The 21,631-nt window shown below is 62.8% G+C and carries 25 protein-coding genes and 2 pseudogenes; 11 read left to right on the forward strand and 16 right to left on the reverse strand.

The genetic code is table 11. The annotated features are described in order from the left end of the window. Positions 1-41 precede the first annotated feature (41 nt). A pseudogene (locus M1D88_RS11925) lies at positions 42-818 on the reverse strand (SOS response-associated peptidase). Between the two features lie 135 nt (positions 819-953). On the opposite strand from M1D88_RS11925, the gene M1D88_RS11930 reads away from it, so the two are divergent. Beyond that, entirely contained in the window at positions 954-1,223 is a 270-nt protein-coding gene (locus tag M1D88_RS11930) for a mycoredoxin (RefSeq protein WP_309105310.1), read from the forward strand. 32 nt (positions 1,224-1,255) lie between these two features. Here the strand turns inward: M1D88_RS11930 and M1D88_RS11935 are convergent, their stop codons facing one another. Both M1D88_RS11935 and M1D88_RS11940 read right to left on the reverse strand, forming a co-directional pair. After that, positions 1,256-1,999, reverse strand: a complete 744-nt coding sequence (locus tag M1D88_RS11935; RefSeq protein ID WP_458111073.1) for a lipoate--protein ligase family protein — start codon at positions 1,997-1,999, stop codon at positions 1,256-1,258. Continuing rightward, positions 1,996-2,802: a thioesterase family protein gene (locus M1D88_RS11940; protein ID WP_458111074.1), complete on the reverse strand. Its 807-nt coding sequence runs from the start codon at positions 2,800-2,802 to the stop codon at positions 1,996-1,998. The genes M1D88_RS11935 and M1D88_RS11940 overlap by 4 nt, the downstream gene beginning before the upstream one ends. A 210-nt stretch (positions 2,803-3,012) precedes the next feature. Between M1D88_RS11940 and M1D88_RS11945 the strand changes: the two genes are divergently transcribed. After that, a complete protein-coding gene (locus M1D88_RS11945) occupies positions 3,013-3,717 on the forward strand; it encodes an endonuclease/exonuclease/phosphatase family protein (RefSeq protein ID WP_458114510.1) in 705 nt (234 codons plus the stop codon). Here the strand turns inward: M1D88_RS11945 and M1D88_RS11950 are convergent. After that, the gene (locus M1D88_RS11950) at positions 3,684-4,223 is read right to left on the reverse strand and encodes an NUDIX domain-containing protein (RefSeq protein WP_458111075.1); all 540 of its coding nucleotides are present in this window, start codon (positions 4,221-4,223) and stop codon (positions 3,684-3,686) included. The two genes, M1D88_RS11945 and M1D88_RS11950, sit on opposite strands and share 34 nt — an antisense overlap. Beyond that, positions 4,220-4,417: a DUF1918 domain-containing protein gene (locus M1D88_RS11955; RefSeq protein WP_309105314.1), complete on the reverse strand. Its 198-nt coding sequence runs from the start codon at positions 4,415-4,417 to the stop codon at positions 4,220-4,222. Before M1D88_RS11955 ends, M1D88_RS11950 begins: the two co-directional genes overlap by 4 nt. A 93-nt stretch (positions 4,418-4,510) precedes the next feature. On the opposite strand from M1D88_RS11955, the gene M1D88_RS11960 reads away from it, so the two are divergent. Continuing rightward, positions 4,511-5,065: a metallophosphoesterase family protein gene (locus tag M1D88_RS11960; RefSeq protein WP_458111076.1), complete on the forward strand. Its 555-nt coding sequence runs from the start codon at positions 4,511-4,513 to the stop codon at positions 5,063-5,065. Next, complete coding sequence (locus tag M1D88_RS11965) at positions 5,062-5,193, forward strand: hypothetical protein (RefSeq protein WP_458111077.1); 132 nt, start codon at positions 5,062-5,064, stop codon at positions 5,191-5,193. Before M1D88_RS11960 ends, M1D88_RS11965 begins: the two co-directional genes overlap by 4 nt. Here M1D88_RS11965 and M1D88_RS11970 read toward each other — a convergent pair. From M1D88_RS11970 to M1D88_RS11985, 4 genes are all read right to left on the reverse strand, one after another. Further along, positions 5,190-6,398: a type II toxin-antitoxin system HipA family toxin gene (locus M1D88_RS11970; RefSeq protein ID WP_458111078.1), complete on the reverse strand. Its 1,209-nt coding sequence runs from the start codon at positions 6,396-6,398 to the stop codon at positions 5,190-5,192. The two genes, M1D88_RS11965 and M1D88_RS11970, sit on opposite strands and share 4 nt — an antisense overlap. Then, positions 6,395-6,592: a helix-turn-helix transcriptional regulator gene (locus M1D88_RS11975; protein WP_309105318.1), complete on the reverse strand. Its 198-nt coding sequence runs from the start codon at positions 6,590-6,592 to the stop codon at positions 6,395-6,397. Before M1D88_RS11975 ends, M1D88_RS11970 begins: the two co-directional genes overlap by 4 nt. 177 nt (positions 6,593-6,769) lie before the next feature. Then, a complete protein-coding gene (locus M1D88_RS11980) occupies positions 6,770-7,039 on the reverse strand; it encodes a hypothetical protein (protein WP_458111079.1) in 270 nt (89 codons plus the stop codon). A gap of 53 nt (positions 7,040-7,092) precedes the next feature. Beyond that, positions 7,093-7,749 carry a DNA alkylation repair protein gene (locus tag M1D88_RS11985; RefSeq protein WP_458111080.1) on the reverse strand — a complete coding sequence of 219 codons (657 nt, stop codon included), beginning with the start codon at positions 7,747-7,749 and terminating at the stop codon, positions 7,093-7,095. 45 nt (positions 7,750-7,794) lie between these two features. Between M1D88_RS11985 and M1D88_RS11990 the strand changes: the two genes are divergently transcribed. Beyond that, positions 7,795-8,691, forward strand: a complete 897-nt coding sequence (locus tag M1D88_RS11990; RefSeq protein WP_458111081.1) for a ribonuclease Z — start codon at positions 7,795-7,797, stop codon at positions 8,689-8,691. A gap of 13 nt (positions 8,692-8,704) precedes the next feature. On the opposite strand, the gene M1D88_RS11995 is transcribed toward M1D88_RS11990, so the two are convergent. After that, entirely contained in the window at positions 8,705-9,100 is a 396-nt protein-coding gene (locus tag M1D88_RS11995; RefSeq protein WP_458111082.1) for a GNAT family N-acetyltransferase, read from the reverse strand. A gap of 151 nt (positions 9,101-9,251) precedes the next feature. Between M1D88_RS11995 and M1D88_RS12000 the strand changes: the two genes are divergently transcribed. Then, positions 9,252-10,523, forward strand: coding sequence for an MFS transporter (locus M1D88_RS12000; RefSeq protein ID WP_458111083.1), 1,272 nt, complete (start codon positions 9,252-9,254; stop codon positions 10,521-10,523). A 29-nt stretch (positions 10,524-10,552) separates the two neighbouring features. On the opposite strand, the gene M1D88_RS12005 is transcribed toward M1D88_RS12000, so the two are convergent. Together M1D88_RS12005 and M1D88_RS12010 are read right to left on the reverse strand one after the other, a co-directional pair. Continuing rightward, the gene (locus M1D88_RS12005; protein WP_458111084.1) at positions 10,553-12,016 is read right to left on the reverse strand and encodes a protein adenylyltransferase SelO; all 1,464 of its coding nucleotides are present in this window, start codon (positions 12,014-12,016) and stop codon (positions 10,553-10,555) included. A gap of 9 nt (positions 12,017-12,025) precedes the next feature. Beyond that, on the reverse strand, positions 12,026-12,796 hold the full coding sequence (locus tag M1D88_RS12010; protein WP_458111085.1) for an MBL fold metallo-hydrolase: 771 nt from the start codon (positions 12,794-12,796) through the stop codon (positions 12,026-12,028). Between the two features lie 89 nt (positions 12,797-12,885). Here M1D88_RS12010 and M1D88_RS12015 point away from each other — a divergent pair. After that, positions 12,886-14,413: pseudogene (locus M1D88_RS12015) on the forward strand (DUF222 domain-containing protein). 34 nt (positions 14,414-14,447) lie between these two features. Here M1D88_RS12015 and M1D88_RS12020 read toward each other — a convergent pair. The 4 genes from M1D88_RS12020 to M1D88_RS12035 all read right to left on the reverse strand — a co-directional run bounded on the left by M1D88_RS12020 (position 14,448) and on the right by M1D88_RS12035 (position 16,532). Next, positions 14,448-14,696: a hypothetical protein gene (locus tag M1D88_RS12020; protein ID WP_247045912.1), complete on the reverse strand. Its 249-nt coding sequence runs from the start codon at positions 14,694-14,696 to the stop codon at positions 14,448-14,450. A gap of 75 nt (positions 14,697-14,771) precedes the next feature. Then, positions 14,772-15,113, reverse strand: coding sequence for a dienelactone hydrolase family protein (locus M1D88_RS12025; protein WP_458111086.1), 342 nt, complete (start codon positions 15,111-15,113; stop codon positions 14,772-14,774). Positions 15,114-15,129: 16 nt separating this feature from the next. Next, positions 15,130-15,558 (reverse strand): hypothetical protein, encoded by a 429-nt coding sequence (locus M1D88_RS12030; protein ID WP_458111087.1) that lies wholly within the window; start codon positions 15,556-15,558, stop codon positions 15,130-15,132. A gap of 71 nt (positions 15,559-15,629) precedes the next feature. Further along, positions 15,630-16,532: a LysR family transcriptional regulator gene (locus M1D88_RS12035; RefSeq protein ID WP_458111088.1), complete on the reverse strand. Its 903-nt coding sequence runs from the start codon at positions 16,530-16,532 to the stop codon at positions 15,630-15,632. 93 nt (positions 16,533-16,625) lie between these two features. On the opposite strand from M1D88_RS12035, the gene M1D88_RS12040 reads away from it, so the two are divergent. From M1D88_RS12040 to M1D88_RS12055, 4 genes are read left to right on the forward strand one after another with little or no spacing between them, the layout of a single operon-like run. Next, positions 16,626-17,831 (forward strand): NAD(P)/FAD-dependent oxidoreductase, encoded by a 1,206-nt coding sequence (locus M1D88_RS12040; protein ID WP_458111089.1) that lies wholly within the window; start codon positions 16,626-16,628, stop codon positions 17,829-17,831. Between the two features lie 41 nt (positions 17,832-17,872). Further along, the gene (gene hglS, locus M1D88_RS12045; RefSeq protein ID WP_458111090.1) at positions 17,873-19,285 is read left to right on the forward strand and encodes a 2-oxoadipate dioxygenase/decarboxylase; all 1,413 of its coding nucleotides are present in this window, start codon (positions 17,873-17,875) and stop codon (positions 19,283-19,285) included. A 26-nt stretch (positions 19,286-19,311) separates the two neighbouring features. After that, positions 19,312-20,850, forward strand: a complete 1,539-nt coding sequence (gene amaB, locus M1D88_RS12050; RefSeq protein ID WP_458111091.1) for an L-piperidine-6-carboxylate dehydrogenase — start codon at positions 19,312-19,314, stop codon at positions 20,848-20,850. A gap of 32 nt (positions 20,851-20,882) precedes the next feature. Then, the gene (locus M1D88_RS12055; protein WP_458111092.1) at positions 20,883-21,185 is read left to right on the forward strand and encodes an FAD-binding protein; all 303 of its coding nucleotides are present in this window, start codon (positions 20,883-20,885) and stop codon (positions 21,183-21,185) included. Positions 21,186-21,631: the final 446 nt, after the last annotated feature.

A 21,631-nucleotide genomic window follows, 5' to 3' on the forward strand; every position in this document is an offset into this window, starting at 1 on the left:
TACTCGTGCAGTCAATCATTCAGCGGGCGGCGGCAGAGCAGCTAGAACAGAGCCTCCGCCGTCTCGATCGGTTCCACTCGCTGGATGAGTTCGGCGGAATCGTTGCGCACACTTCCCACCGCGGCGCCCACCGGATCGATTCTCCAGCCCTCCGCCACCCGGTGGGCCTGGGAACGAACCAAGTGGACCAGCGCCGCCGCATCAACAGCTCCGGGGCTCAGCCATTCAGCCATGGCCGCGGCGCTCATGGCCACGGGAACCCGATCATGAAGCGCGGCCAGCTCCCCCAAAACCGGCGCTTCGGATCCTTCCCGCCGTGATCCTTCCCGCCGTGACCCTTCCGTCTTGGAGGACGTTGTCAGGATGGAGGTCGCGAGGATCCAGCGAGCCGGATCACCCGCGGCCTTGGAAAGGTCCCTCCACCATTCGTACACCCCGGCGAAGACCATTCCGCCGTCGTCGGCCGCTCACACGTAGTACGGCTGCTTGCCCTTGCCGGAGCCTTTCCATTCGTAGTAACCGTCGGCCGGTAACGCGCAGCGCCTGGAGGTAACAGCTTCCCGGAAGGCGGGCTTCTCCAGGACTGTTTCGCTGCGGGCGTTGATCATCTTGGCGCCGATGCCTGGATCTTTCGCCCACGAGGGAACCAGACCCCAGCGCGCCAAATGCAACTGCCGTGCCACGCCGCCATCAATAAGCCTTTCCAGCACAACGGGAACGTCAGTGGTAGGAGCAATGTTCCACGAGGGCCGCACCGTAAGTTCCTGGTCCAGCTCAGCATCAAACCTGGCAAGAAGGTCTCCCACGGCCCGGGCCATCACATAGCGTCCACACATCCGATCAGCATGCCATCACTGCCCGTCCAGTGTCATCTGGGGCACTCAAGAGCAAAGGAATACCGGCCTGCAGGTTACCGTTGAAGCAAAGGAACCCCCTGATTGAAGGAGAAACCCGTGGACTTTACCCCCGAAGACGGCACCATCACCATGTTTTCGACCACCTGGTGCGGTTACTGCAACCGGCTGAAGAAGCAGCTTGATGGTCAAGGCATCGGCTACACCGAAATCAACATCGAGGAAGTAGCAGGCACCGCCGAACTCGTGGAGCAACTCAACGGCGGCAACCAGACGGTCCCCACCGTCCTGTTCCCGGACGGCACCGCGGCCACCAACCCCTCACTTGCAGAGGTCAAGAGCCGGCTCGGGGCCCTGGCGGCGCTCTAGGAAAGTGTCCGCCTGAACGTTAAGGCCGGACGTTAGGGGTGGACGCTTGCGAAGGCCCCGAGGTTCAGGTCTGTGTAGCCGCCATAGGTATTGATGACAGCTGCCTCGATGGCAGGCACATCAAGGCCGGGTACCAGATCGTTCACAGCTCCCGCCGTCCTGGGATCCCAGTCGAGCCCCAGGGCGGCGTAACTGGCCGTGAGGACCTCGCGGATCGGCTCTGAATTCTCCACCACGATCACCGAGCTGAACAGCCACCCGCCCGACACAACACGCTGTGCTGTGCCGATCAGCTTGACCTGCCTGCCAGGATCATCGGCAGCCTGTCCGTGAACACTGAACTCCCCGGGACAATACTCCCCTGGTATCTCTCCGACCCCGGCCTGCACGCCTACGCTGCGCAGAGCCTCGGCCAGAAGCTCACCAAAAAATGCAAACCTTCCCTTTGCCCCGGCAATGGCGTCCCGGTGCGGTTCCACGTGATCAATAATCAGGGTGCCCTCGTGATAGGCAGCGGCCCGCCCCCCGGCCCGGCGGACCAGCGGTTCGAATCCAAGTTTCCGGCAGGCCTCAGCGGCGGCCTCGAATCCGGGGAGGTTGGCATCCCGTTGGCCGAACGCAACTGTCGGTGCGGGGCGGTAGAGCCTGAGGCTTGGGCCGACCTCCCCGGTCTTGACCTTGCCAAGGAGCTCGATGCCAAACTCCAGGTCCCGCGCCGCCCCAAGCGACTCCTCCTGCCGGAACACTGTGAGCGTCGGCGGCGGCCCGTCTGTCATGGGGTTTTACGCAAGGTCAGGATCTGTTCTGCCCGGCCGAAGGGACCCTGGAGATCGTGCAACACCGTTGAGGTCAGCCCAATACCGTCGGCACCGAAGGAGACGGCGTTATCCAGCCCCAGCCACTCACCCGACGGTTCGCGGTACATATGAATCTGCAGGTCCACATTGGGAAAGGCATAGCTACCGGCGCCGGGGGGCACCCGTGCGGCGATGCCATTGGCTGTGTCTACCAGGCCAATGAGCCGTGCGACATCGCCGCTGTCCGCTGCATTGGTCAGCGGATGGGACGTGCGAAGCCACACCTTGCCGGACCCGGGACGATGCCCCTCCGCCACCCGCATTTCCAGTGAAGCGATAAAGCCGCCCGGCCAAACGCTGGCGCCGTCGTAAGGCTTGCAATCCTCTAACGCGGGGATCGGGGTCTCCTCGATGGCCGCTACAGCTGAGGTGTCGCTTGTCATCATCCGCCAGGCCGTGGCCCGGATTGCAACGCGGCCGCCTGCCACCAGCTCGGCCTGGACCAGCTCAATGGTCCGTCCCGGGCGCAGGGTTGTTGTAACGATGCTGAATTCGCCGCCGGGAATCAGTCCCAGGATCTCGTAGCTGAGACGGGCCATCCTCAATCCGGTCCGCGGCTCGTGACGTTCCAGGCATTCCGCCATCAGCCCGGACGCCGGAGCCATGTGCTGTTCATGCTCATTCCAGGCACCCTGGGCGTGAATGGTGGAGCGGAAGCGTCCGCTACCCAAGGACTGGTAGTAAAAGTCGCCTTCGGCAAGTTCCGGGAGAGCAGCAGTCAACGGTGACCCTTTCGCCTCGCTGTTGCAGATTCCAGAACACACTATCTCTTTCCGCGGCGTCCTTCCGCCGTCGGTGCCCGATGGGGATCGCCGTGACCGGCCTTGCACACCCGGACGCGCTGAAGACATTTCCGGCACGCACGCTTTTGACTGGGTAGACTCGGTGACTGGTTTCCTATCCAACTTCCCTCCGAAGAGGTGCTCACCCTGATACGAGTCATCAGCTACAACCTCCGGAAGCACAAGGCCAGCGGTGAACTGCTCAACCTGACCCAGGACTTCGAGATCGACATCCTCTGCCTGCAGGAGTGCGACACGACAGACCTGCCCGAAATCCTGGGGCCTCTGCATCTGGCCGATGCAACCAAGGGCAACCGCCTGGGCCTTGCCATCTATTACAGGATGGACCGCTTCGCCTCGCATGAAACGAAGACGTTTGCGCTGAAGAAGTCCCTTCACGACCTCGTGCTGGCGCCTGCCCACGAGCGGCTGATCGGCATCCGCGTCACGGACAAGGAGACCGACCACGAACTGGTGATTGCTTCGTTCCATGCGGCTCCCCTGACGGCGTCAAATTCCTTGCGGCGCAACCAGATTCATGCCGCCCACGCCGAACTGCTCGGCATGGGGGCCGGCCTGATGACCCTGATGGTCGGCGATTTCAACTACCCGTTCTTCACCAAGAACCTCACCGAACACATGAAGAACTCCGGGTATGAGTTGTCACTCAGCGACCGTCGAACGTACACGCGGTACAAGGTCTTCAAGGGTCACTTCGACTTTGCGACGTCGCTGGGGCTCAACATCGAAAGTGTTGAGACCCTGCCCCGGGGCGCTTCGGATCACCTGCCCATCCTCGTCACGGCGCAGTACGGCGAAGACTACGGGCCCATCCAGGGGATAACTGAGTCCTGACGGGCGTCCTCCAGCAGCCTCGCCCGAAGTTCAGGCCAGGATGAAGCGAAGCCCGGGTGAAGCTCCTTTTGGTGGACCGTATCGAGTGGAACCCATTCGAGGGCAATACTCTCGGGATCGTTGATGGCGGGTTCGAAGGGCTCCAGCGCGCGGGCTACCACTGTTGTGTAGGACCAGTAGCCGATGTCGAGCACTGATGTGAACAGAACCTCCACACCGTCAGGGGGAACGGCGGCTTCCTCGAACGCCTCACGGAGCGCACCCTCCACCGCATCCTCGCCTTGATGCAGGGCTCCGCCGGGCAGGCCCCAGGTACCGCCGCGGTCGCTCCAGACCGCTCTGTGCTGCAGCAGGATGCCGCGCGCAACGTCATGGACCAGTACGCCGGCAGCACCGAAACGGCCCCAATATCTGCCGTGCTCCCCTTCCACCCAGGCGTCGCCGGGGTCACGGGGACCAGGACGTCGGGGCGGACCTTCTGATGGCTGGTGAATGGATCCGTTCATTCAGCAGGTGGCTGTTTACGGTCGACGACGAAATCCCCGCCGGGAAAGACGATAGTCTCGTGACCGTCGTCGAACCTCACCTGGTACGGTGGAGCGCCGTCTGCCCCGCGGACTTCGATGATTTGGCCGTGCCGGTCCGCTGACTCGACGGTCTTGCCGCGGATGGTGATGCGGTCGCCTTGGGTTGCTTTCATGGCAATTTACCTCCCAGCCATAGAGTACTTCGCGCCCATGTGCCGGGGGAACAGGATGCTGACAGGGAATCGCGGCCCATGGGAATATGCCCTATGACCGTCCGGCTTTTGTTGGTTTCAGACACCCATGTCCCTGTACGTGCACGGAAGCTTCCGGAGCAGGTGTGGGCCGCGGTAGCCTCCGCCGATGTGGTTTTTCATGCCGGCGATTGGGTGTCAGTGGAGTTGCTGGACGAGTTTGAGAAGCGCAGCCGCCGGCTCGTTGGCGTCTACGGCAACAACGACGGCGAGGACCTCCGCCTCAGGCTGCCGGAAACCGCAGCAGTCACTCTTGAAGGCGTCCACTTCGCCATGATCCATGAAACGGGGCAGGCCGCGGGCCGTGAGCAGCGATGCGAAGCATTGTTTCCGGAAGCGGATGTCCTCGTCTTCGGACACAGCCACATTCCCTGGGACACAACTTCGCAACGTGGCCTGCGCTTGCTGAATCCAGGGTCGCCAACAGACCGCCGTCGCCAACCCGTGTGCACCTACATGGCCGCAACCGTGGCTGACGGAACGCTCTGGAACGTGGAACTGGTGGAGGTGCAGCGAAGAGCTTCGCCGGAACGCACGAGAACTACACGTTCAGGCAGGCCGACGGGATGATTGTTCTCGACGTTGAGATCGACGTGGAAGCGGACAGCGACGACGAGTTCGTTCAGATGTTCAACGACCTGTGGCCTAAGGCTCTGGACAAGCTTAAGGCAATGTGTGAACGGGAAGCCTCCCGCTAGTCCTGCAGTTGGCTGCGGCGAAACCGCAGTTCACGCTGGGCACCACGCAGCGGGGACCCGGAAAATGGCAAGGAATCCAGATTGATGGCAGTCGCGGCCGTTATCGCCAGACGGTTGGCTGACGCTGCTGACTTGTCCGGCAAGCCGATGGATGCAGCAAACTCCGCCCAGTGCTTGGCCTTAAGGTTCTTCGTCTTCCCTGCGACCGGAAGGGCAAGGCTGTCATCCCCATAAACCAAAGTGCAGGGGATGTCATAGATGGGAGCCATCACAAAGCCCCTGCTTCCGCCCAGGATCGCAAGGTTCTTGGCGTGGAGATCTCCGTTGCCAGTGAGCCAGGCGAAGACGAACTGCAGATACAGGTTACGTCCCGCCACCATCGGTGCCTGGCAGATCCGCATCAGGGCCGTTGCCACGTCTTCGGAGTTGACGGCGTACTTGGAAGCGGGCGGGAGGCCTAAAACCTGGGTTCCGTCCTCAAACGGCAACCGGACCCAGCTCCCGTCCGCACTCTTGACCCTGTCAAAGCGTTGCACGAGCAAACCCGGAAGCCCGTTCTTGTCCGAGATCACCGAGCTCACCGCCACCGGAATCTTCAGTGCCCTCGCGGCTGACAGGTGCATTGACTCGTTCACCACTAGATGCGGATGTTCCGGCGGATCAAGCTTGAGCAGATACCGCTGGCCCCTCAAAGCCAGTGGTGTGGTGAGCATGGAGGCACTGGTCTTCCGCTGCACCCCTGGGAGTCCGTGAAGATCCACAACGTCCGCCAGAGCCGAGAAGTCGAGCTCCTCGGGGCGGGTGGTGTCGGCCAGGGGCGGAGGTTCCTCCGGGAATGCACCAGCCGGAACCACCTGCACATCGCCGGGGACATCCGCTCCCACTGCAAGCAGGAGGGTCAGTTCGTCGTCGAAGCTGGTCTTGGCGGCGTTCTTCAGCACGGTCAGTCGGTGCCCTTCGGGCAGCAGCCCAGCGAAGAAGGGAGGCAGGGCGCCGGCAGGGGTTTCTACAGGCGTTTCCGACAATGGCAACGAGATGGCAACTGGCAGTCCCTGTCCGTTCAGGTACTTCCGCTCGTAGGAGAACCTCACGCCGCCGTGATCAGTCCTTGCGAGTTGACCGGCAAGAACGCCGTTCTTGTAGACATCGGCCGTCCTGACGAACTTGAGCTGCTGCAGATCCTGCGGCATGAGCGGCGCCGTCATTCTGCCGCCAGATGGAGCCCAAGCACATTGGCGATCGCTACGACGGCCCGCAATGACGGGTTTCCCGTTGCCGTTTCCAGGCCACGCACGGTCCGTTCAGACGTTCCGGCCAGATGCGCGAGGTCTTCCTGAGTGAGGCCCGCTTCTTTCCGCGCAGCACGAATGCTTGACGCGATGGACTGAACGTCCTCCATGGTTTCGCTCCTCAAAGGCCTCCGATAGGGGCAGAATTTTGCCGGTTAGGGCATCTTCTACTCCCATCGTTCCCTAAAGAGGGCATTTCGGCAATATTTTGCCGAATTAGATGATCGGGTGACGCTGGAACATATCCCAAGCGCTAATCGGCAGGATACTACCGGTTTACTTGCTGCTCAACTCGAGGCGTCCTTCTCGATCTCCTCGGCGAGATCATCGACGTCTTCGGGGCGCATCTCTATGCCTGCCTCATCCAGACGCTCTTCAAGAACATGGCTCACGTCATCCTGGACATGGCCCAGCCTGACATCGTCGCGAATATCCTCGGCGATTCTTTCCACGGTTTCAGCGCTGTCTTCACGAGCAGGGCGGGCGGGATTCCCCACGTCCAGGCCCTCTGTTACGCCTGAAGGAACATCTCCGGTATCGGCTGCAGAATCACTCATACCTCATGGTGGCCGGACACCGGAACAGGGTCAAGAAGCCGCGAATAGGAGGATCAACCGTCGTGGAACGAGAATTCAAGTCCTGGTCCGTTTTTCGCAGTTTCCCCAACAACACGTGAGATAGCCGCCCTGACTGCCAGTCCGCCGTCGGACATCTCCTCAGCGTTTTCCAGCGCCAGGCTCGCCCTCCGGACAAAGGCGGTCCAACTGTCCGCGCTCCGTCGAAGCTCGCGAAGTTGGGAGAGTATGGCCGCCCGCCGTAGCCACTCGTCGGGGTCCCGTGCCCAGCGGTCCAGGACGCTGTCGGCCCGCACGCGTCCCAGTACGTCCAACCCTGTCACCAACGGGCCAATCACGTCGACTGCAAGCGGATCCACCAGTTCAGGCAGGCGTGAGTCCCGCACAAAGCCCTCAAGCCGTGTCAGATCGGTATTCTTCAAAAGACGGACATGGGATTGCAGGAGGACTATCGCAGCCAGCCGACGCTCGAAGACCGGGACTTCCCATAGTTCGGAGCTCAGCGCAGTGATCTCGTCATGGGTCAGGCCACGGTATCGGCGGGAAGCATCGCGGATCGCGCCTCGGACAGCGCCAACAGAGGCGCCGTAGAGACGCAGGTCACCACCTAAGCGGTCCTGTGCATCCTGCGCCCGGTACCACGAGCCCTCCCGTTGCAGGGCGGCGTCCACGAATTCGCCCGGATCAGTCACGCGTCCATTCTCGCTTGTTGGCGGAGCCGTGGCACACTCGGTTCCATGCGTGAATTCGTGGTCCTCGGCACCGCCTCCCAGGTCCCCACCCGGACCCGCAACCATAACGGCTATCTGCTGCTGTGGGACGGTGAGGGCCTGCTCTTCGACCCCGGCGAGGGTACGCAGCGCCAAATGATGCTCGCAGGCGTTTCGGCCACCCAAATCACCCGCATCTGCCTCACCCACGTCCATGGCGACCACTGCTACGGCCTGCCGGGAGTGCTTTCCCGGATGGTCCTGGACGGCGTCCAGCACCCGGTTCATCTGCACTTTCCCGCTTCCGGCGAGGACGTGGTCCGGGCCCTGGTATCCCTCGCCTCCCCCGGCCTTGATCTTCGGCTGCGTCCGCACGGCGCCAACGCAATGGTGGCTCCTGGCCTGGAGGTGCGGCCGCTCAACCACAGGATCGAGACGTACGGCTACCGGCTCGTGGAACCCGACGGCCGCACCCTCCTTCCTGAGCGGCTGGCCGCGGCTGGGATTTCAGGACCCGAGGTCGGCCGGCTCCAACGGGAAGGACGCCTGGCCGGCGTGCGTCTGGAGGACGTCAGCGTGCCGCGGCCCGGGCAGCGCTTTGCTTTTGTGATGGACACGGCAGCGTGCGCTGGGGCGGAGGAGCTTGCCGACGGCGTCGATCTGCTGGTGGCGGAGTGCACGTTCAGTGACGACGACGCTGCGCTCGCTGAGCAATACCGTCACCTCACAGCCGGCCAAGCTGGTGATCTGGCGGCCGGCGGGGACGTTGGCACTCTCATTTTGACGCACTTCTCAGCCCGCTACGAGGACGTCGCGCCACTGGCCGGGCAAGCCAAAGCCCGCGCAGGCCGGACCACCGTCCTAGCCGCGAACGACCTCGACCGGATCCCATTTCCCAAGAGGCAGCGGGGCATGGCCGGCTAGCGGAGCACTGCGTCTAGCGGAGCTGGATCAGCCCCGCATTCGTAGGGCGGAAACCGCAGGCCTCGAAGTAGAAGCTCTTGAGATGATCGTCGAAGTCAACATGGAGCCATTCACAGCCGGCCGCCTTAGCTTGCTCCGTTGCCACGGAGACGAGTTTCTTGCCAATGCCTTGGCGGCGCGCTCGATCCGCGACCAACGTGTCTTCAATGAACGCGTGCACCTGTCCATCCCAGATCACATTGACGAACCCCACCAGACCTTGCTCGTCGCGTGCTGTAACCCAACCCAGACTGAAGCGCGCGAGCATGCCAGTCCAATCGTCGTCGCCGGGTTCATGGTTGAAGCCCTCTGCGTGCAGTTGGTTGATCTCTTCGTTCTGAAACGTGCCGCGCCATTCCAAGGTGGTCATGCTGAACAGCATTGCAGATAGATGCTTGCTCGCGTACCGTTGCAACAAGTTCGTGAACGTTCACGTTTCGCCCGCACGGCGGGATTCAAAAACTGCAATCCGATCCCAAATGCCGTTGAAACCGCCAAGCCGAAAAGAAGAATCGAAACCTATGTCGCTTGCTCCGCTTCTGGATCAACTCCCTACCAAGGCCCTGCGTCATGCCCGCCTTGGAGTCAACGTACTGTTCTTCACCAACGGCGCCATCTTCGCCAGCCTTCTGCCGAGGTATCCGGAGATCAAAGCCGATCTCGGGCTGACGAACGCTGCCTTTGGCTTCGCCATTGCTGCTTTTCCGGTGGGCGCGGTCCTGGCTGGCCTGAGTGCAGGCCCGCTGGTTCGCCGGTTTCGTTCTTCCAGAGTGGCAATCGTCGCAACAGTGCTGTCCTCGCTGGGGATCCTCCTCGCGGGAAACGCTCCAGCCTGGGTGGCCCTTGCCGTCGGTCTTTTCGTCGCCGGCGCGATGGACTCCATCACGGATGTTGCGCAGAATTCCCACGGCCTTCGAGTCCAGAGGCTCTACGGAAGATCGATTCTTAACTCCTTCCATGCGGTCTGGAGTGTGGGGGCTGTAATGGGAGGCCTCCTGGGTGCCGCTGCAGCAGGGATGGCCCTACCCCGTCCCCTTCACCTCGCCCTGGCGGCCGTGATTTTCAGCCTCATGGCTGTTCTTTCGTACCGGCTGCTGCTTCCCGGGCAGGAACCAGCCGAGCCCGCCGCGGAAGGGGATGCCGCGGAAGGGGATGCCGGCGAAGGGGATGCTGGCGAAGGCCCGGCCGGCGGGTACGTGACGCGATCGGATGGTGCCTCAGGTCGATCCATGGCCAAGTACGGAGTCCTTCTTGCGCTGGTGATGATCGCCTCAGCCGGGGCGCTCGTAGAGGACTCGGGGAGCACCTGGTCTGCCATTTACCTCGCAGGTTCCCTTGAAGCCTCTGCCTTTATGGCAGGCGCTGGTTTTGTGGCCTTGCAGGGAATGCAGTTTGTGGGCCGGATACTGGGTGACCGGATGGTGGACCGCTTCGGTCAGCGCGCCGTTGCGCGCACCGGGGGCTTCATCGCCTTGCTGGGAATGGGCTGCGCACTCATGTTCCCCACAGTTGTTGGGAGCGTCATAGGATTCGGCCTTGCGGGATTCGGTGTTGCCACCCTTATCCCGGCGGCGATGCACGCTGCCGACGAACTGCCCGGGTTCCGTCCGGGCGCGGGACTCGCCATCGTCAGCTGGTTGCTCCGCCTCGGTTTCCTCTTTGCACCTCCCCTCGTCGGTGCCATTGCAGATGCCTCTTCCCTGCGCCTCGGCCTGGTTGTTGTCCCCGTCGCAGGCCTGCTGGTCATCGTCTTCGTCCGAGTCCTTGCGCCAAGGGCCACACCTCTGGATTAGCCACTGAAGGGCCGCAGGCCCAGGCTGGCTCAGGTTCCGCAGAAGGTCCGGTAGGGGCCGAAGTCCACGGGGGCGGGGGCTGCGTAGCGCTCCAGACCAGGCCGCTCGTCGTACGGGTCGGTCACCGCATCCAGGAGCTGTTCGAGCGGACCCAAGTCGCCCAGCGTCGCAGCCCCGAGGGCTTCTTCAACGAGATGGTTGCGGGGAATATACACAGGATTGATCCGGTCCATCGCGTCAGCGTCCGGGTGCAAGGCACGCCAACGCTCTACCCAGGCATCGAATGCCGCCAAATCCAGAACCATGCCCCGCGCCGGCTCAGCCTGGCCGCGGGCGCTCTTGCCGAGGTTCCGGAAAAACGATGTGTAGTCGACGCGCCCCTCCTGAAGGAGAGCCAGGAGCTCATCGACGAGAGGCGACGTCACGTCGTCGTCCACCTCCTTGTGCAGGCCCAACTTGGCCTTCATGCCAGCCAACCAGGCAGCGCTGTACTGTGAACGGAACGCCTCAAGTGACTCCACCGCCAGGGCGACAGCCTGATCCTGATCGTCGTGCAGAAGGGGCAGCAGGGCCTCCGCAAGGCGCGCCAGGTTCCACTCGGCCACAAGCGGCTGGTTGCCGTAGGCATAGCGTCCGGTCTGGTCGATGGAGCTGTAAACCGTGGCGGGGTCGAACCCCTCCATGAAGGCGCAGGGGCCATAGTCGATGGTCTCGCCGGAGATTGTCACGTTGTCGGTGTTCATCACTCCATGGATGAACCCCACGAGCATCCACTGGGCGACGAGGGACGCCTGTGCCGCTGTCACGGCCTGGAACAGCGCGAGGTACGGGTTCTGGGCCTCGGCGGCCTCAGGATAATGACGCGCGATGGCATGATCGGCCAGGCGGCGGAGCAGGTCGACGTCGTCCGTTGCCCGGGCATACTGGAAGCTGCCCACGCGCAGGTGACTGCTCGCTACGCGTGTGAGCAAAGCCCCTGGCAACTGCTTTTCGCGCTGAACCGGCCGTCCCGTTGCCACCACGGCGAGGGACCGGGTTGTGGGGATGCCAAGGGCATTCATGGCCTCACTCACGACGTATTCGCGCAGCATGGGACCGACTGCTGCCAATCCGTCACCACCGCGGGCGAACGGTGTGCGCCCCGAGCCTTTGAGGTGGAGGTCGCGAAGCCGGCCGTTGGCGTCCACTACCTCACCGAGCAGGAGTGCCCGTCCGTCGCCGAGACGGGGGCTGTACCCGCCAAACTGGTGGCCTGCATAAGCCTGCGCTACGGGAGTGGCATCCTCGGGAAGGCTGTTACCGATCAGCAGAAGCAACCCGTCGGCACTCCGCAGGCTGGTGGGATCGAGGCCCAGCTCAATGGCGAGGGGCTCATTGAGTACGAGGAGCTTCGGGTCAGGGACTTCCTCCGCCTGCCAGGGAATGGCCATTTCAGGCAACTCACGGGCGAAGCGGCCGTCAAAAGCGACGTTTGTCTGGGCTACAGAACTCATCTATAAAGACTACCTTCGGCGTCCTAAGAGCTCGACGACGGCGTCCGCCGGACGCATCCGCAACGCCGGCCCGTGCCCCGGCAAAATCAAGGAGGCATCGACGTCGGACAGGCGCCTTAGTGCCTCCCGAACGTCGCCGGGCCGGCTATGGAACATGGGATGCAGCATCTGAACCACACCTGTCTCCTTGCTCACCGGATGGCCCGTCACCAGGGCATCACCCGTAGCCACCGCCTGGGCGCTGGGCAGCCAGAAAGCAGTGTGGCCCGGTGTGTGGCCAGGAACAAGTACGGCCCGCGGCGAGCCGGGAAGCGCCAGGAGCTCATCGGCGGCCCATGATCGTGCCTTGGTCGCAGGCTCTGAGGACAAGGCGCCGGCCCTGATAACGTGCAGCATCCAGCGGAAGACCCGGGGCCGCGATACCCGTCGCAGGACCTGGCCCAGCGTCACCTGGTGTTTTTCCTGACCGCGAACATGCGCCTCCTCCTCCGGACTGCAGAGGATCGGGGTGCCGTACTCCCTGGAGAAATGGGCAGCCGAACCTGTGTGGTCAACATGGCCGTGAGTGATCAGCATCGCCTTGGCCTCTGCAGACTCGAGACCGACGTATCTGAGCGAGGCCAGAACGTGCTCGAGATCCCGAGGGTAGCCGCCGTCGATGAGGATGAAGTCACTCCCCTCACGAACAATGATCCAATTCGACGCCGGGCCCTCGACGAAGAACACGCCCTCCGCTGGCTCCGTGATCCTCTGATTGGGGAGCCAATTAGCATGACGCATGGCGTACTCCTTGAGTTTGAGGTGGCGTAGCACTGTTAGTGCTCACGGGACACCGCTTTAATGTCAGAGCCTCCTGGAAGACTCTGTCCATGGAGGATATTCAGGGGTCGACGGCGGTACTCGCTTTGGCGGGCAGCCGCGGCACGTCTGTGGGCGATGTGCTGTCGGCCTTGGCGGGGGTTCGTCCCTGCGGTGACGGCCCCGGGCTCATTGGGCAGTTGCGGGACCTGGAGGACCTGAAGTCCGCCGCGGCAGCGCTGCAGGCCGCATCGCCGTGGCGTTCGACGCCGACCAGCGCCGCACCCAGCGGGAGGCCGGGGTGCCTGCTGCCGAACTGGGCAAGGGCGTGGCCGCGCAGATCGCCCTGGCCCGGCGCGAGTCCCCCGCCCGCGGCGGCCGGCTCCTCGGCCTGGCCAAAGCCCTCGCCACCGAAATGCCCCACACCCTCACCGCCCTGCAGACCGGACAGCTCAACGAATGGCGCGCCACCCTCCTGGCCAGGGAAACAGCCTGCCTCACCGCCCAGGACAGGTGCGCGGTGATGAAGAACTCGCCGCAGACACCGGAGCGCTCTCCGGGCTCGGGGACCGCGCCCTCATCGCCGCGGCCCGCACCGCCGCCTACCGGACCGATCCCCGCTCCCTGGTCACCCGCGCCGCGAACGCCCACACCGACCGGCACGTCAGCCTCCGCCCGGCCCCGGACACCATGACCTACCTCACCGCCCTGCTCCCCGTCACCGCAGGCGTCGCCGTCCACGCCGCCCTCACCCGCCACGCCGACACCCTCACCACCACCGGCACCGGTGCCGGTGCCGGCTCGGATACCCGGTCCCGCGGGCAGATCATGGCCGACACCCTCGTCGAACGGATCACCGGAACCCCCGGCGGGATCACCGGCATCGAAATCCAACTCGTCATGACCGACCGCACCCTCCTCCAAGGCCACAACGAACCCGCACGCCTGCCCGGCTACGGCATCGTCCCCGCCCACTGGGCCCGCACCACCACCCACCCCACACACCTGCAGCCCACGGACCCCGGGCAAGCTCTCGAGGCCACTCCCGGCACCGGCCCCAACACAAACAAGCCCCTGAACGTCTGGCTCCGCCGGCTCTACACCGCCCCCGGCACCGGCGACCTGATCGCCATGGACTCCCGCGCCCGGCTCTTCCCACCCAGGCTCCGCCGCTTCATCCAGGCCCGCGACCACACCTGCCGCACCCCCTACTGCGACGCACCCATCCGCCACGTGGACCACATCATCCCCTGGCACCAAAACGGCACCACCACCACAACCAACGGCCAAGGCCTCTGCGAAGCCTGCAACCACACCAAAGAAACCACCGGCTGGACCACCCACACCCACCCCGGCCCACGACACACCACCGAACTCCACACCCCCACCGGCCACACCTACCACTCCACCGCCCCACCCCTCCCCGGCACACCACCGATGGGTGTAGCTGAACCCCGAACACCAATACCCGACTCATCACCACCCCGGACACCACCACATGACCGGCAGCACACCCCTGCCTTCCGCATACGGCGAGAACTCCGGCATCGAGCTAAGGCACTCAAACGAGCCCGGAATTCAGCGGTAATCGCTGCCTGAAGCGGGTAGGGACACCGCGGCGGGGAAGAAGAAGTTAGAAGTTAGCCGGCCAGGAGAGATGCACGTGGGCTTCGCTGGCGTCAGCTCGCCCGTCCCCGCCTGAGGTATTCCAGGAGTCGGTGACAAGGGCGTTGTTTGCGACGTCCTCCAGGGTCACGGATATTCCCTTGCTGGCCAGGCCGGCTTGCAGTTCCTGACGGGCTTTGATAATCGCCTGATCGCGTGTGTGAGGTGCGCCCGTGGCATCAGAATAAGGAACGGTAACTGTCCAATATGCGATCATGGCCCTTACTTTGACAGCCGGTCGATCAAAACTCAACACCCTAACGGTGGCCGAACTTGTGGTTGGCCGAACACCTCAGACGTACCTGCCGAACCAAGCCAGAGTGTCGTTCCAAGCGGCAGTTGCCTGCTGCTCGTTGTAGCGGTCGGAGGTGTCATTGTGAAAGGCGTGGTCGACGCCCGGATAGACCTTGAGCTCGTGGCGGACATCAACGGCGGCCAGGGCATCCCGAAGAGCTGGCATTGCTCCGGTGATCCGTCTATCGCGTTCAGCATAGACGCCAAATACAGCCGGCTTGATGTCCCGGACCTTCTCCAGATCAGGAGCAGGCCCGTAAAACGCAGACGTTGCCTTCAGCCCAGGCAGTTCCGTCGCTGCGTGCCACGTGATGCCTCCGCCAAAGCAGAAGCCAGTCATGGCGATCCGCTCAGGGTCAACACGCCGTCAACCCGCGGTTCTCGTGGCAGATCAGCACAGCTGGTCCGGTGGCCCCCGCATCCGGATGCGCAAGATAGCCGCTGACGTCGGTTTTGCTGGAAGGAAACCGCACCGTCGTCGTGATCAGGCCTGGGGAACCTTCAGGGACCGAAAGCGGACTTTTTGCTCCCGGCACCGCTCCACCGGGAGCGGTACCTGTCCCCGTGGGCGACGAGGAGGATTCCGGTGTCGGCATCGGGTCCGTGCTGCGCGGAACTTCATTCGGCATGCAACCGACCAGGAGCATTGCAGCCGAAGCTTCCGCCATACTCCCAGTGATAAACGCAACCCGCCTGGTGAACGTGCGTTGCGTCATCTCACCGGCGCGGTAATCATCGAAGAATTCCTCGATGAGATACTTTTCAAACTTGCCAAGCTGGAGCATAAGGAACCTCCTGGAGTTGCCGCATATCCTCCTCCGAAGCACCTTCTACGGCAAGGCATATTGAGGCTGCCTCAAGCAGAGAAGGCGTGAATCAGGGCATCCCTAACGGCACTGACACTTTCCTTTTGCAGTGCCGACGAGCGGGCAATTGCGACGATGCTGCGGTGTGTGTTGCCGGGAAGCTTCGCGACGGGACTGTCTGTGGGCCGGAGGCCCATCATGAGCGGCGTGGCCAGCGTAATACCCACACCGGATTCCGCCAGAGCGATCGAAACGGCAGTATCCGTCACCGTGTGTTGCACTTTTGGCTCTATGCCGGCTTCCGCGCAGGCGAAGCGGCATGCCCTGCCGAAATATGTCTCGACCGGGGGGAGCACCCAGTCTGTGGCGTTGGCGTAATCCACCAGCGCGCTGCGGTCATTGGCAATGTCCATGGCTTCGGGAGGAAGCACCATCAAAAACGGCTCGTGGTGGAGTACTTCCACTTTCACGCCGCGGAGAGGTGGTTGGGGCGCGTTCTGATAGCTCAGGCCCAAGGCTATGTCGATCTGGTAGTCGAGGATCGCCTGCGGCATTATTTCGACGTCGACTTCCGTGGCTTGGATGACGACGTTCGGGGACGTTTTTCGCAGATCCTCGATGGCAGGGCCTATGGCCGAAACCGCTGCGGATCCAAAGACTCCGACCGAAACCACGGTTCTCTGCTCGGACTGGGGTCCGCTAAGGGCAATCGCAGCCTTTCGTTCGTCCTCAAGGAGGACGCGGGCATGCCGAAGCAGAGTCACGCCTGCGTCGGTAAGGGTGACCCGCCTGCCATCGCGGGCAAAGAGGGAACGCGGGAGCCCAGCCTGAAGTGCCGCCATCTGCTGGGACACAGCTCCGGGAGTTAATCCCAGTGCTTCGGCCGCTGAAGTCATGGTGCCCACCTCGGCCACCACTTTGAAGGTCTTCAGCTGCTCGAACGTCCACTTCATATAGCAATTCTATACAAACCGTTGACAATCTATCGATTGACCTAAACAGCCGCCACGTCGAAGCTGGATGAAGGGAACGGTGGAAGGATCAGCATGCAGACAAAGCACGTGGACAATGTTGTTCCCCTTGTGAGGTCCTCCGCATGCCCACTACCCGCAGCAGGAGATGTCATTATTCTCGGCGGCGGAATCATGGGAACCAGCATCGCCTTTCATCTGGCTGAGGCTGGAGTAAACAACCTCGTCCTGGTCGAGCGTCACGCGCTCGGATCGGGATCTTCTGCGAAGCCGCTTGGCGGCGTGCGGGCAACGTTCTCAGATCCCGGCAACATCAAACTTGGCCAACGCAGCCTTGAAGCTTATGAACGGTTCGGCGAGAAGTTCAAAACTGACATCGGCCTCCGTCAGGTGGGCTATCTCTTCCTCTGCCGGAATGAAGCTGAGCTTCTGCAGGTGGAAGACAGCACGCACATCCAAAATCGTCTTGGCGGCTCGAGCCGGATGGTTTCCCCTTACCAAGCTCATCAAATCAATCCCTTCATTGATCCGCAGGCGCTGGTCGCTGCCTCTTACTCCCCGCGGGACGGGTTCGCTCAGCCTTCCAAGGTGGTCCGTGCCTATGCGGAAGCCGCCCAGCAACTGGGAGTGACCATCTGCCAGGATACGGAAGTCCTGGACATCGACGCCTCTGGTGGTGAGGTAAGGGCCGTTCATACCAACCGCGGCTCGATCCTGACTTCCACAGTCGTCTGCGCGGCCGGTGCCTGGTCAACCAGGCTGGGAGCGATGGCCGGCGTTCATTTGCCAATTGAGCCGGTCCGGCGCCAGATCGGAATGACTCCGCAGGGGGCCAAAGCACTCCCCACCGTTCCCTTCACCCTTGACCTCTCCACGACGCTCTATTTCCACAACTACCTGAACGGAATGCTCTTGGGGATTTCGAACCAGGACCAGGAACCGGGGTTCTGCCGGGAGTTCGACTACCAGTGGCTGCCGGCCTTCAACACCGCCGCGGAAGTTGTAGCGCCGTCCCTGGCAAACCGGGAACTGGAAGTCGGCTGGGCAGGACTCTACGAAAACACTCCGGACCACAATGCCATGATCGGTAGTTCCGAAACTGTGGCCGGGTTCATGTACGCCACAGGGTTCTCGGGCCACGGTTTCCTGCAGGGGCCGGCGGTGGGCGAACTTATCCGGGACATGTATCTGGGGAGGGAATCTTTTATGGACCCGGCCCATTTCAGCGCCGCAAGGTTTGCTGGCGAACTCTCCCGGCTCAGGGAAGTACACATCATTTGAGCCGCTCAGGCAAAGCGCAGCACCAGAAAGGACAACAGCCCATGTCAACCACAACCAAACTGCAGCTTTGGGAACTGCGGGCCGAATTCGCCCTTCGCCTGGCGACGCTTTACGGCAATGAAGTTCCGGCCTACAACACCCTCGTGGACGTCTCACGGGAGGTCAACGAGGACTTCATCCGCCAAAACGGGCAGGATGCGGAACGGCTGGGGAGCATCCAGAGGGTTACTGCAGAACGCCATGGCGCCATCCGGGTTGGGTCAGCCAGGGAACTTGCCCAATTGGCGCGGCTCTTCGCAGCCTTCGGCATGTATCCGGTCGGCTTCTATGACCTACGGGACGCGTCCAAAAGCTCAGTTCCAGTTGTATCGACGGCCTTCCGTCCTGTCGATGGCGGCGAGCTGGCCAAGAACCCGTTCCGGGTGTTCACCTCGATGCTCACTCACGACGACCGGCGGTTCTTCGATGAGGAAACCCAGAAGCTGCTTGAGTCCTTCATTGCAGCCCGCACACTGTTCAGTGAGGAACTTCTTGAGCTGGCGGACACGGCGAGCGCGGAGAAGGAATTGGCGGCGGAAGAGGGCACCCGTCTTCTGGACCTTGCGACGGCGGCTTTCGAACTTTCCCGGAAACCTGTCGACCATGACTGGTACTTCAGACTCGAACGCATCTCCGCGGTGGCGGCGGATATCGGCGGCGTGCGGTCCACCCACATCAACCACCTCACACCGCGCGTCCTGGACATTGATGACCTCTACGCCCGGATGGAAGCCCGTGGAATCGCCATGATCGACGAGATCCAGGGTCCGCCGAACTGGGAAGGACCGGACGTCCTGCTCCGCCAGACATCCTTCCGCGCCCTTGCCGAGGAACGGAGCTTCCGCCATGCCGACGGCGGCGTCCGCCCCGGATCGCTCCGCGTGCGCTTTGGAGAGGTAGAGCAGCGCGGCATCGCTTTGACCCCACGCGGCAGGGACATCTACGACAGGATGGTGGCCGACGTCGACACTCGGCTCGCCGAGGCCCCGCCGGGGGCAACCCGGGTAGAGGTGGCCGAGCAGGTCTGGCGCAAGATCCTTCCGGACAGCGAAAAGGAACTCGCCCTCCAGGGCTTGGGGTATTTCACCTACCGCGTGGCCGCTCCGCGACAGTCCATTGCACAGCCATCCGCTTCCCTGCGTGAGCTCGTGGAGGCAGGCGTCCTGATCCCCGAGCCCATCGTCTACGAAGACTTCCTGCCGCGCTCGGCGGCTGGGATCTTCCAGTCGAACCTCGATGACGACGGCTCGCGTGACGAGGAACAACTGGGCACCCCCTACGACATCCACCGCCTGTCAGAAGTTCTGGGAAGCAGAATATTTGATCCCAATGATCTCTACGCAGCGCAGCAATCTGAGTCCGTCAAAGAGGCCGAGCGCCAACTCGGCGTCACCATTACCGGCCTCTCCTCCTGACCCGCCCCTACCGAAAGAAGGCAATCATGACCACCCTCATCTCCTCCATCCCGGCGACTGCTGAAATCGCCGAAGAAGTTCGCAAGAGCCTCGAGGCAATCGGAGTCGATCCGGCCTCGGTCATCGGGACGCACGAAACACGCTCCCCCATTACAGGGGAAGCCATCCTGCACACCAAAGTCCATTACGACGTCGACATCGAATCAGCCATCGCTCAAGCCGCGGAAGCCTTCAAGAGCTGGCGCAATGTCCCGGCTCCTGTCCGCGGGGCGCTGATCAAGCGCTGGGGTCAGCTGCTGACCGAGCACAAGGAAGATGTCGCCACCCTCATCACCGCCGAGGTCGGGAAGATCCGTTCCGAGGCCCTCGGCGAAGTCCAGGAAATGATCGACATTGCTGACCTTGCGGTCGGGCAGTCCCGTCAGTTGTATGGCAAGACAATGCCCTCGGAGCGGCCCGGTCACCGCCTAGGGGAAACCTGGCACCCGCTCGGCGTGGTCGGCATTATCTCGGCCTTCAACTTCCCTGTTGCCGTGTACGCGTGGAACACTGCCCTCGCCCTGGTTGCCGGAGACACGGTTGTGTGGAAGCCTGCGGACGCAACACGCCTGTCCGCCCTTGCTGTCGACGCCCTTCTGGCACGCGCAGTCAAGGATGTTGGAGCGCCGGATGGAATCCACCAGCTGATCCTGACCGATCGTGTGGGCGGACAGAAACTGGTTGAAGATCCGCGCATCGCTCTCGTCTCAGCCACTGGTTCCGTGCGCATGGGCAAGGAAATCGCGCCGATTATCGCCGAACGCTTCGGCCGCGTCCTGCTGGAACTTGGCGGCAACAACGGGGCAATCGTGGCGCCCTCGGCGGATCTTGACCTTGCCTTGCGCGGCATTGTGTTCTCGGCCGCCGGTACAGCGGGCCAGCGCTGCACGTCACTCCGCCGGCTCATCGTTCACTCATCGATCGCCGACAGTCTTGTCAGCCGGATCGTGGATGCCTACCGCACGCTGAACATTGGCAGCCCCACCCAGGAAGAAACCCTGGTGGGACCGCTCATCAACGCCAGCAGCTTCCGGGCCCAGCAAGCCGCGCTGGCTCAGGCCTTGGCCGAAGGCGGCGAGGTGGTTTACGGCGGCAACCGCGTTCTCGCAGAAGACCAGCCCGGTGCTTTCTACGTCGAACCGGCGGTCGTACGCATGCCGACCCAAACCGCCGTCGTCCACGACGAAACGTTCGCCCCCATTCTGTACGTCATGACATACGACTCCCTGGATGAGGCCATCGAGATCCACAACGCTGTTCCCCAGGGCCTGTCTTCGGCAATCTTCACGCAGGATCAGGGCGAAGCCGAACGGTTCCTCTCGGCCAGCGGATCCGACTGCGGGATCGCCAACGTCAACATTGGAACGTCCGGAGCCGAAATTGGGGGCGCCTTCGGCGGCGAAAAGGAAACCGGAGGCGGCCGCGAGTCCGGCTCCGATTCCTGGAAGGTCTACATGCGCCAGGCCACCAACACCATCAACTTCTCCGGGGAATTGCCGCTCGCCCAAGGTGTGAAGTTCCTCTAAGGGAAACCATCCATGACCAGTACCAGGATGTTGTGGCCGGGGTCCGCTGGGGCGGCCGGAACAGCGTCCCCGTATCCGTCCGCGGTGCAGGCACCCGCCTTGCCGGCGGTGCCGTCGCTTATCCCCGGGGCCTGGTCATTTCGCTCGCTGAAATGAACGCTATTCTGAGCGTTGATCCGGGCAACAGGCTGGCAGAAGTCCAGCCCGGAGTCATCACGGCCGACATCGACGCCGCCGCGACAGTGCGGCCTGATCCTGCCACGCGGGCTGCGCACCTGAGCATAAAAAAGGCCTTTGACCCGCAGGGAATCCTTACCCCTGGCCGCGGGGTGTGAGCCGCTTGCTAGCGGTGCTCGGTTCTCCAGGTGCACATCAGGGCTGCGGTGCCGCGGGTGCTGTCGCCAACGGAATCCGCGCCGCAAGTGATTCCGAATGTGACGGATCCGAAAGGTAGGTCCATGCCGGCTGAATGTCCGGAGCCTTCATCGGCAGTCGGAGGGGCAGCTGGGGTGACATGAACTGTTCGGTTCAGCACCGGTACTGTCTGGCACCCAGTCAGAAGCAGCGCCCCCGCTGCCAGGAGAAGGGCTGCTGCTCTCCGTGCGGACGGGTTTTTCCTCAGTGAGCTGGGGCTCGAAATCAGCCCCCGTACTGTCAACACAACTGCGGGAACCTGGGTTCGCGACAGGTGTCCGCACCGAATGGTTGGAGTGAACTTCGCATATGCAAAAGCTGTGTAGGACGCATTTCTGAAGCTTATGGGAAGGGACTGACAATAAGC

The organism is Arthrobacter sp. R1-13 (assembly GCF_054161475.1).

Bases quoted from the DNA above. Each gene is read 5' to 3' on its own strand.
- M1D88_RS11935 (WP_458111073.1), bottom strand. From the start codon at position 1,999: ATGACAGACGGGCCGCCGCCGACGCTCACAGTGTTCCGGCAGGAGGAG.
- M1D88_RS11950 (WP_458111075.1), bottom strand. From the start codon at position 4,223: ATGAACGGATCCATTCACCAGCCATCAGAAGGTCCGCCCCGACGTCCT.
- M1D88_RS11955 (WP_309105314.1), bottom strand. From the start codon at position 4,417: ATGAAAGCAACCCAAGGCGACCGCATCACCATCCGCGGCAAGACCGTC.
- M1D88_RS11960 (WP_458111076.1), top strand. From the start codon at position 4,511: ATGACCGTCCGGCTTTTGTTGGTTTCAGACACCCATGTCCCTGTACGT.
- M1D88_RS11965 (WP_458111077.1), top strand. From the start codon at position 5,062: ATGATTGTTCTCGACGTTGAGATCGACGTGGAAGCGGACAGCGACGAC.
- M1D88_RS11970 (WP_458111078.1), bottom strand. From the start codon at position 6,398: ATGACGGCGCCGCTCATGCCGCAGGATCTGCAGCAGCTCAAGTTCGTC.
- M1D88_RS11975 (WP_309105318.1), bottom strand. From the start codon at position 6,592: ATGGAGGACGTTCAGTCCATCGCGTCAAGCATTCGTGCTGCGCGGAAA.
- M1D88_RS11980 (WP_458111079.1), bottom strand. From the start codon at position 7,039: ATGAGTGATTCTGCAGCCGATACCGGAGATGTTCCTTCAGGCGTAACA.
- M1D88_RS11990 (WP_458111081.1), top strand. From the start codon at position 7,795: ATGCGTGAATTCGTGGTCCTCGGCACCGCCTCCCAGGTCCCCACCCGG.
- M1D88_RS11995 (WP_458111082.1), bottom strand. From the start codon at position 9,100: ATGACCACCTTGGAATGGCGCGGCACGTTTCAGAACGAAGAGATCAAC.
- M1D88_RS12000 (WP_458111083.1), top strand. From the start codon at position 9,252: ATGTCGCTTGCTCCGCTTCTGGATCAACTCCCTACCAAGGCCCTGCGT.
- M1D88_RS12005 (WP_458111084.1), bottom strand. From the start codon at position 12,016: ATGAGTTCTGTAGCCCAGACAAACGTCGCTTTTGACGGCCGCTTCGCC.
- M1D88_RS12010 (WP_458111085.1), bottom strand. From the start codon at position 12,796: ATGCGTCATGCTAATTGGCTCCCCAATCAGAGGATCACGGAGCCAGCG.
- M1D88_RS12020 (WP_247045912.1), bottom strand. From the start codon at position 14,696: ATGATCGCATATTGGACAGTTACCGTTCCTTATTCTGATGCCACGGGC.
- M1D88_RS12025 (WP_458111086.1), bottom strand. From the start codon at position 15,113: ATGACTGGCTTCTGCTTTGGCGGAGGCATCACGTGGCACGCAGCGACG.
- M1D88_RS12030 (WP_458111087.1), bottom strand. From the start codon at position 15,558: ATGCTCCAGCTTGGCAAGTTTGAAAAGTATCTCATCGAGGAATTCTTC.
- M1D88_RS12035 (WP_458111088.1), bottom strand. From the start codon at position 16,532: ATGAAGTGGACGTTCGAGCAGCTGAAGACCTTCAAAGTGGTGGCCGAG.
- M1D88_RS12040 (WP_458111089.1), top strand. From the start codon at position 16,626: ATGCAGACAAAGCACGTGGACAATGTTGTTCCCCTTGTGAGGTCCTCC.
- hglS (WP_458111090.1), top strand. From the start codon at position 17,873: ATGTCAACCACAACCAAACTGCAGCTTTGGGAACTGCGGGCCGAATTC.
- amaB (WP_458111091.1), top strand. From the start codon at position 19,312: ATGACCACCCTCATCTCCTCCATCCCGGCGACTGCTGAAATCGCCGAA.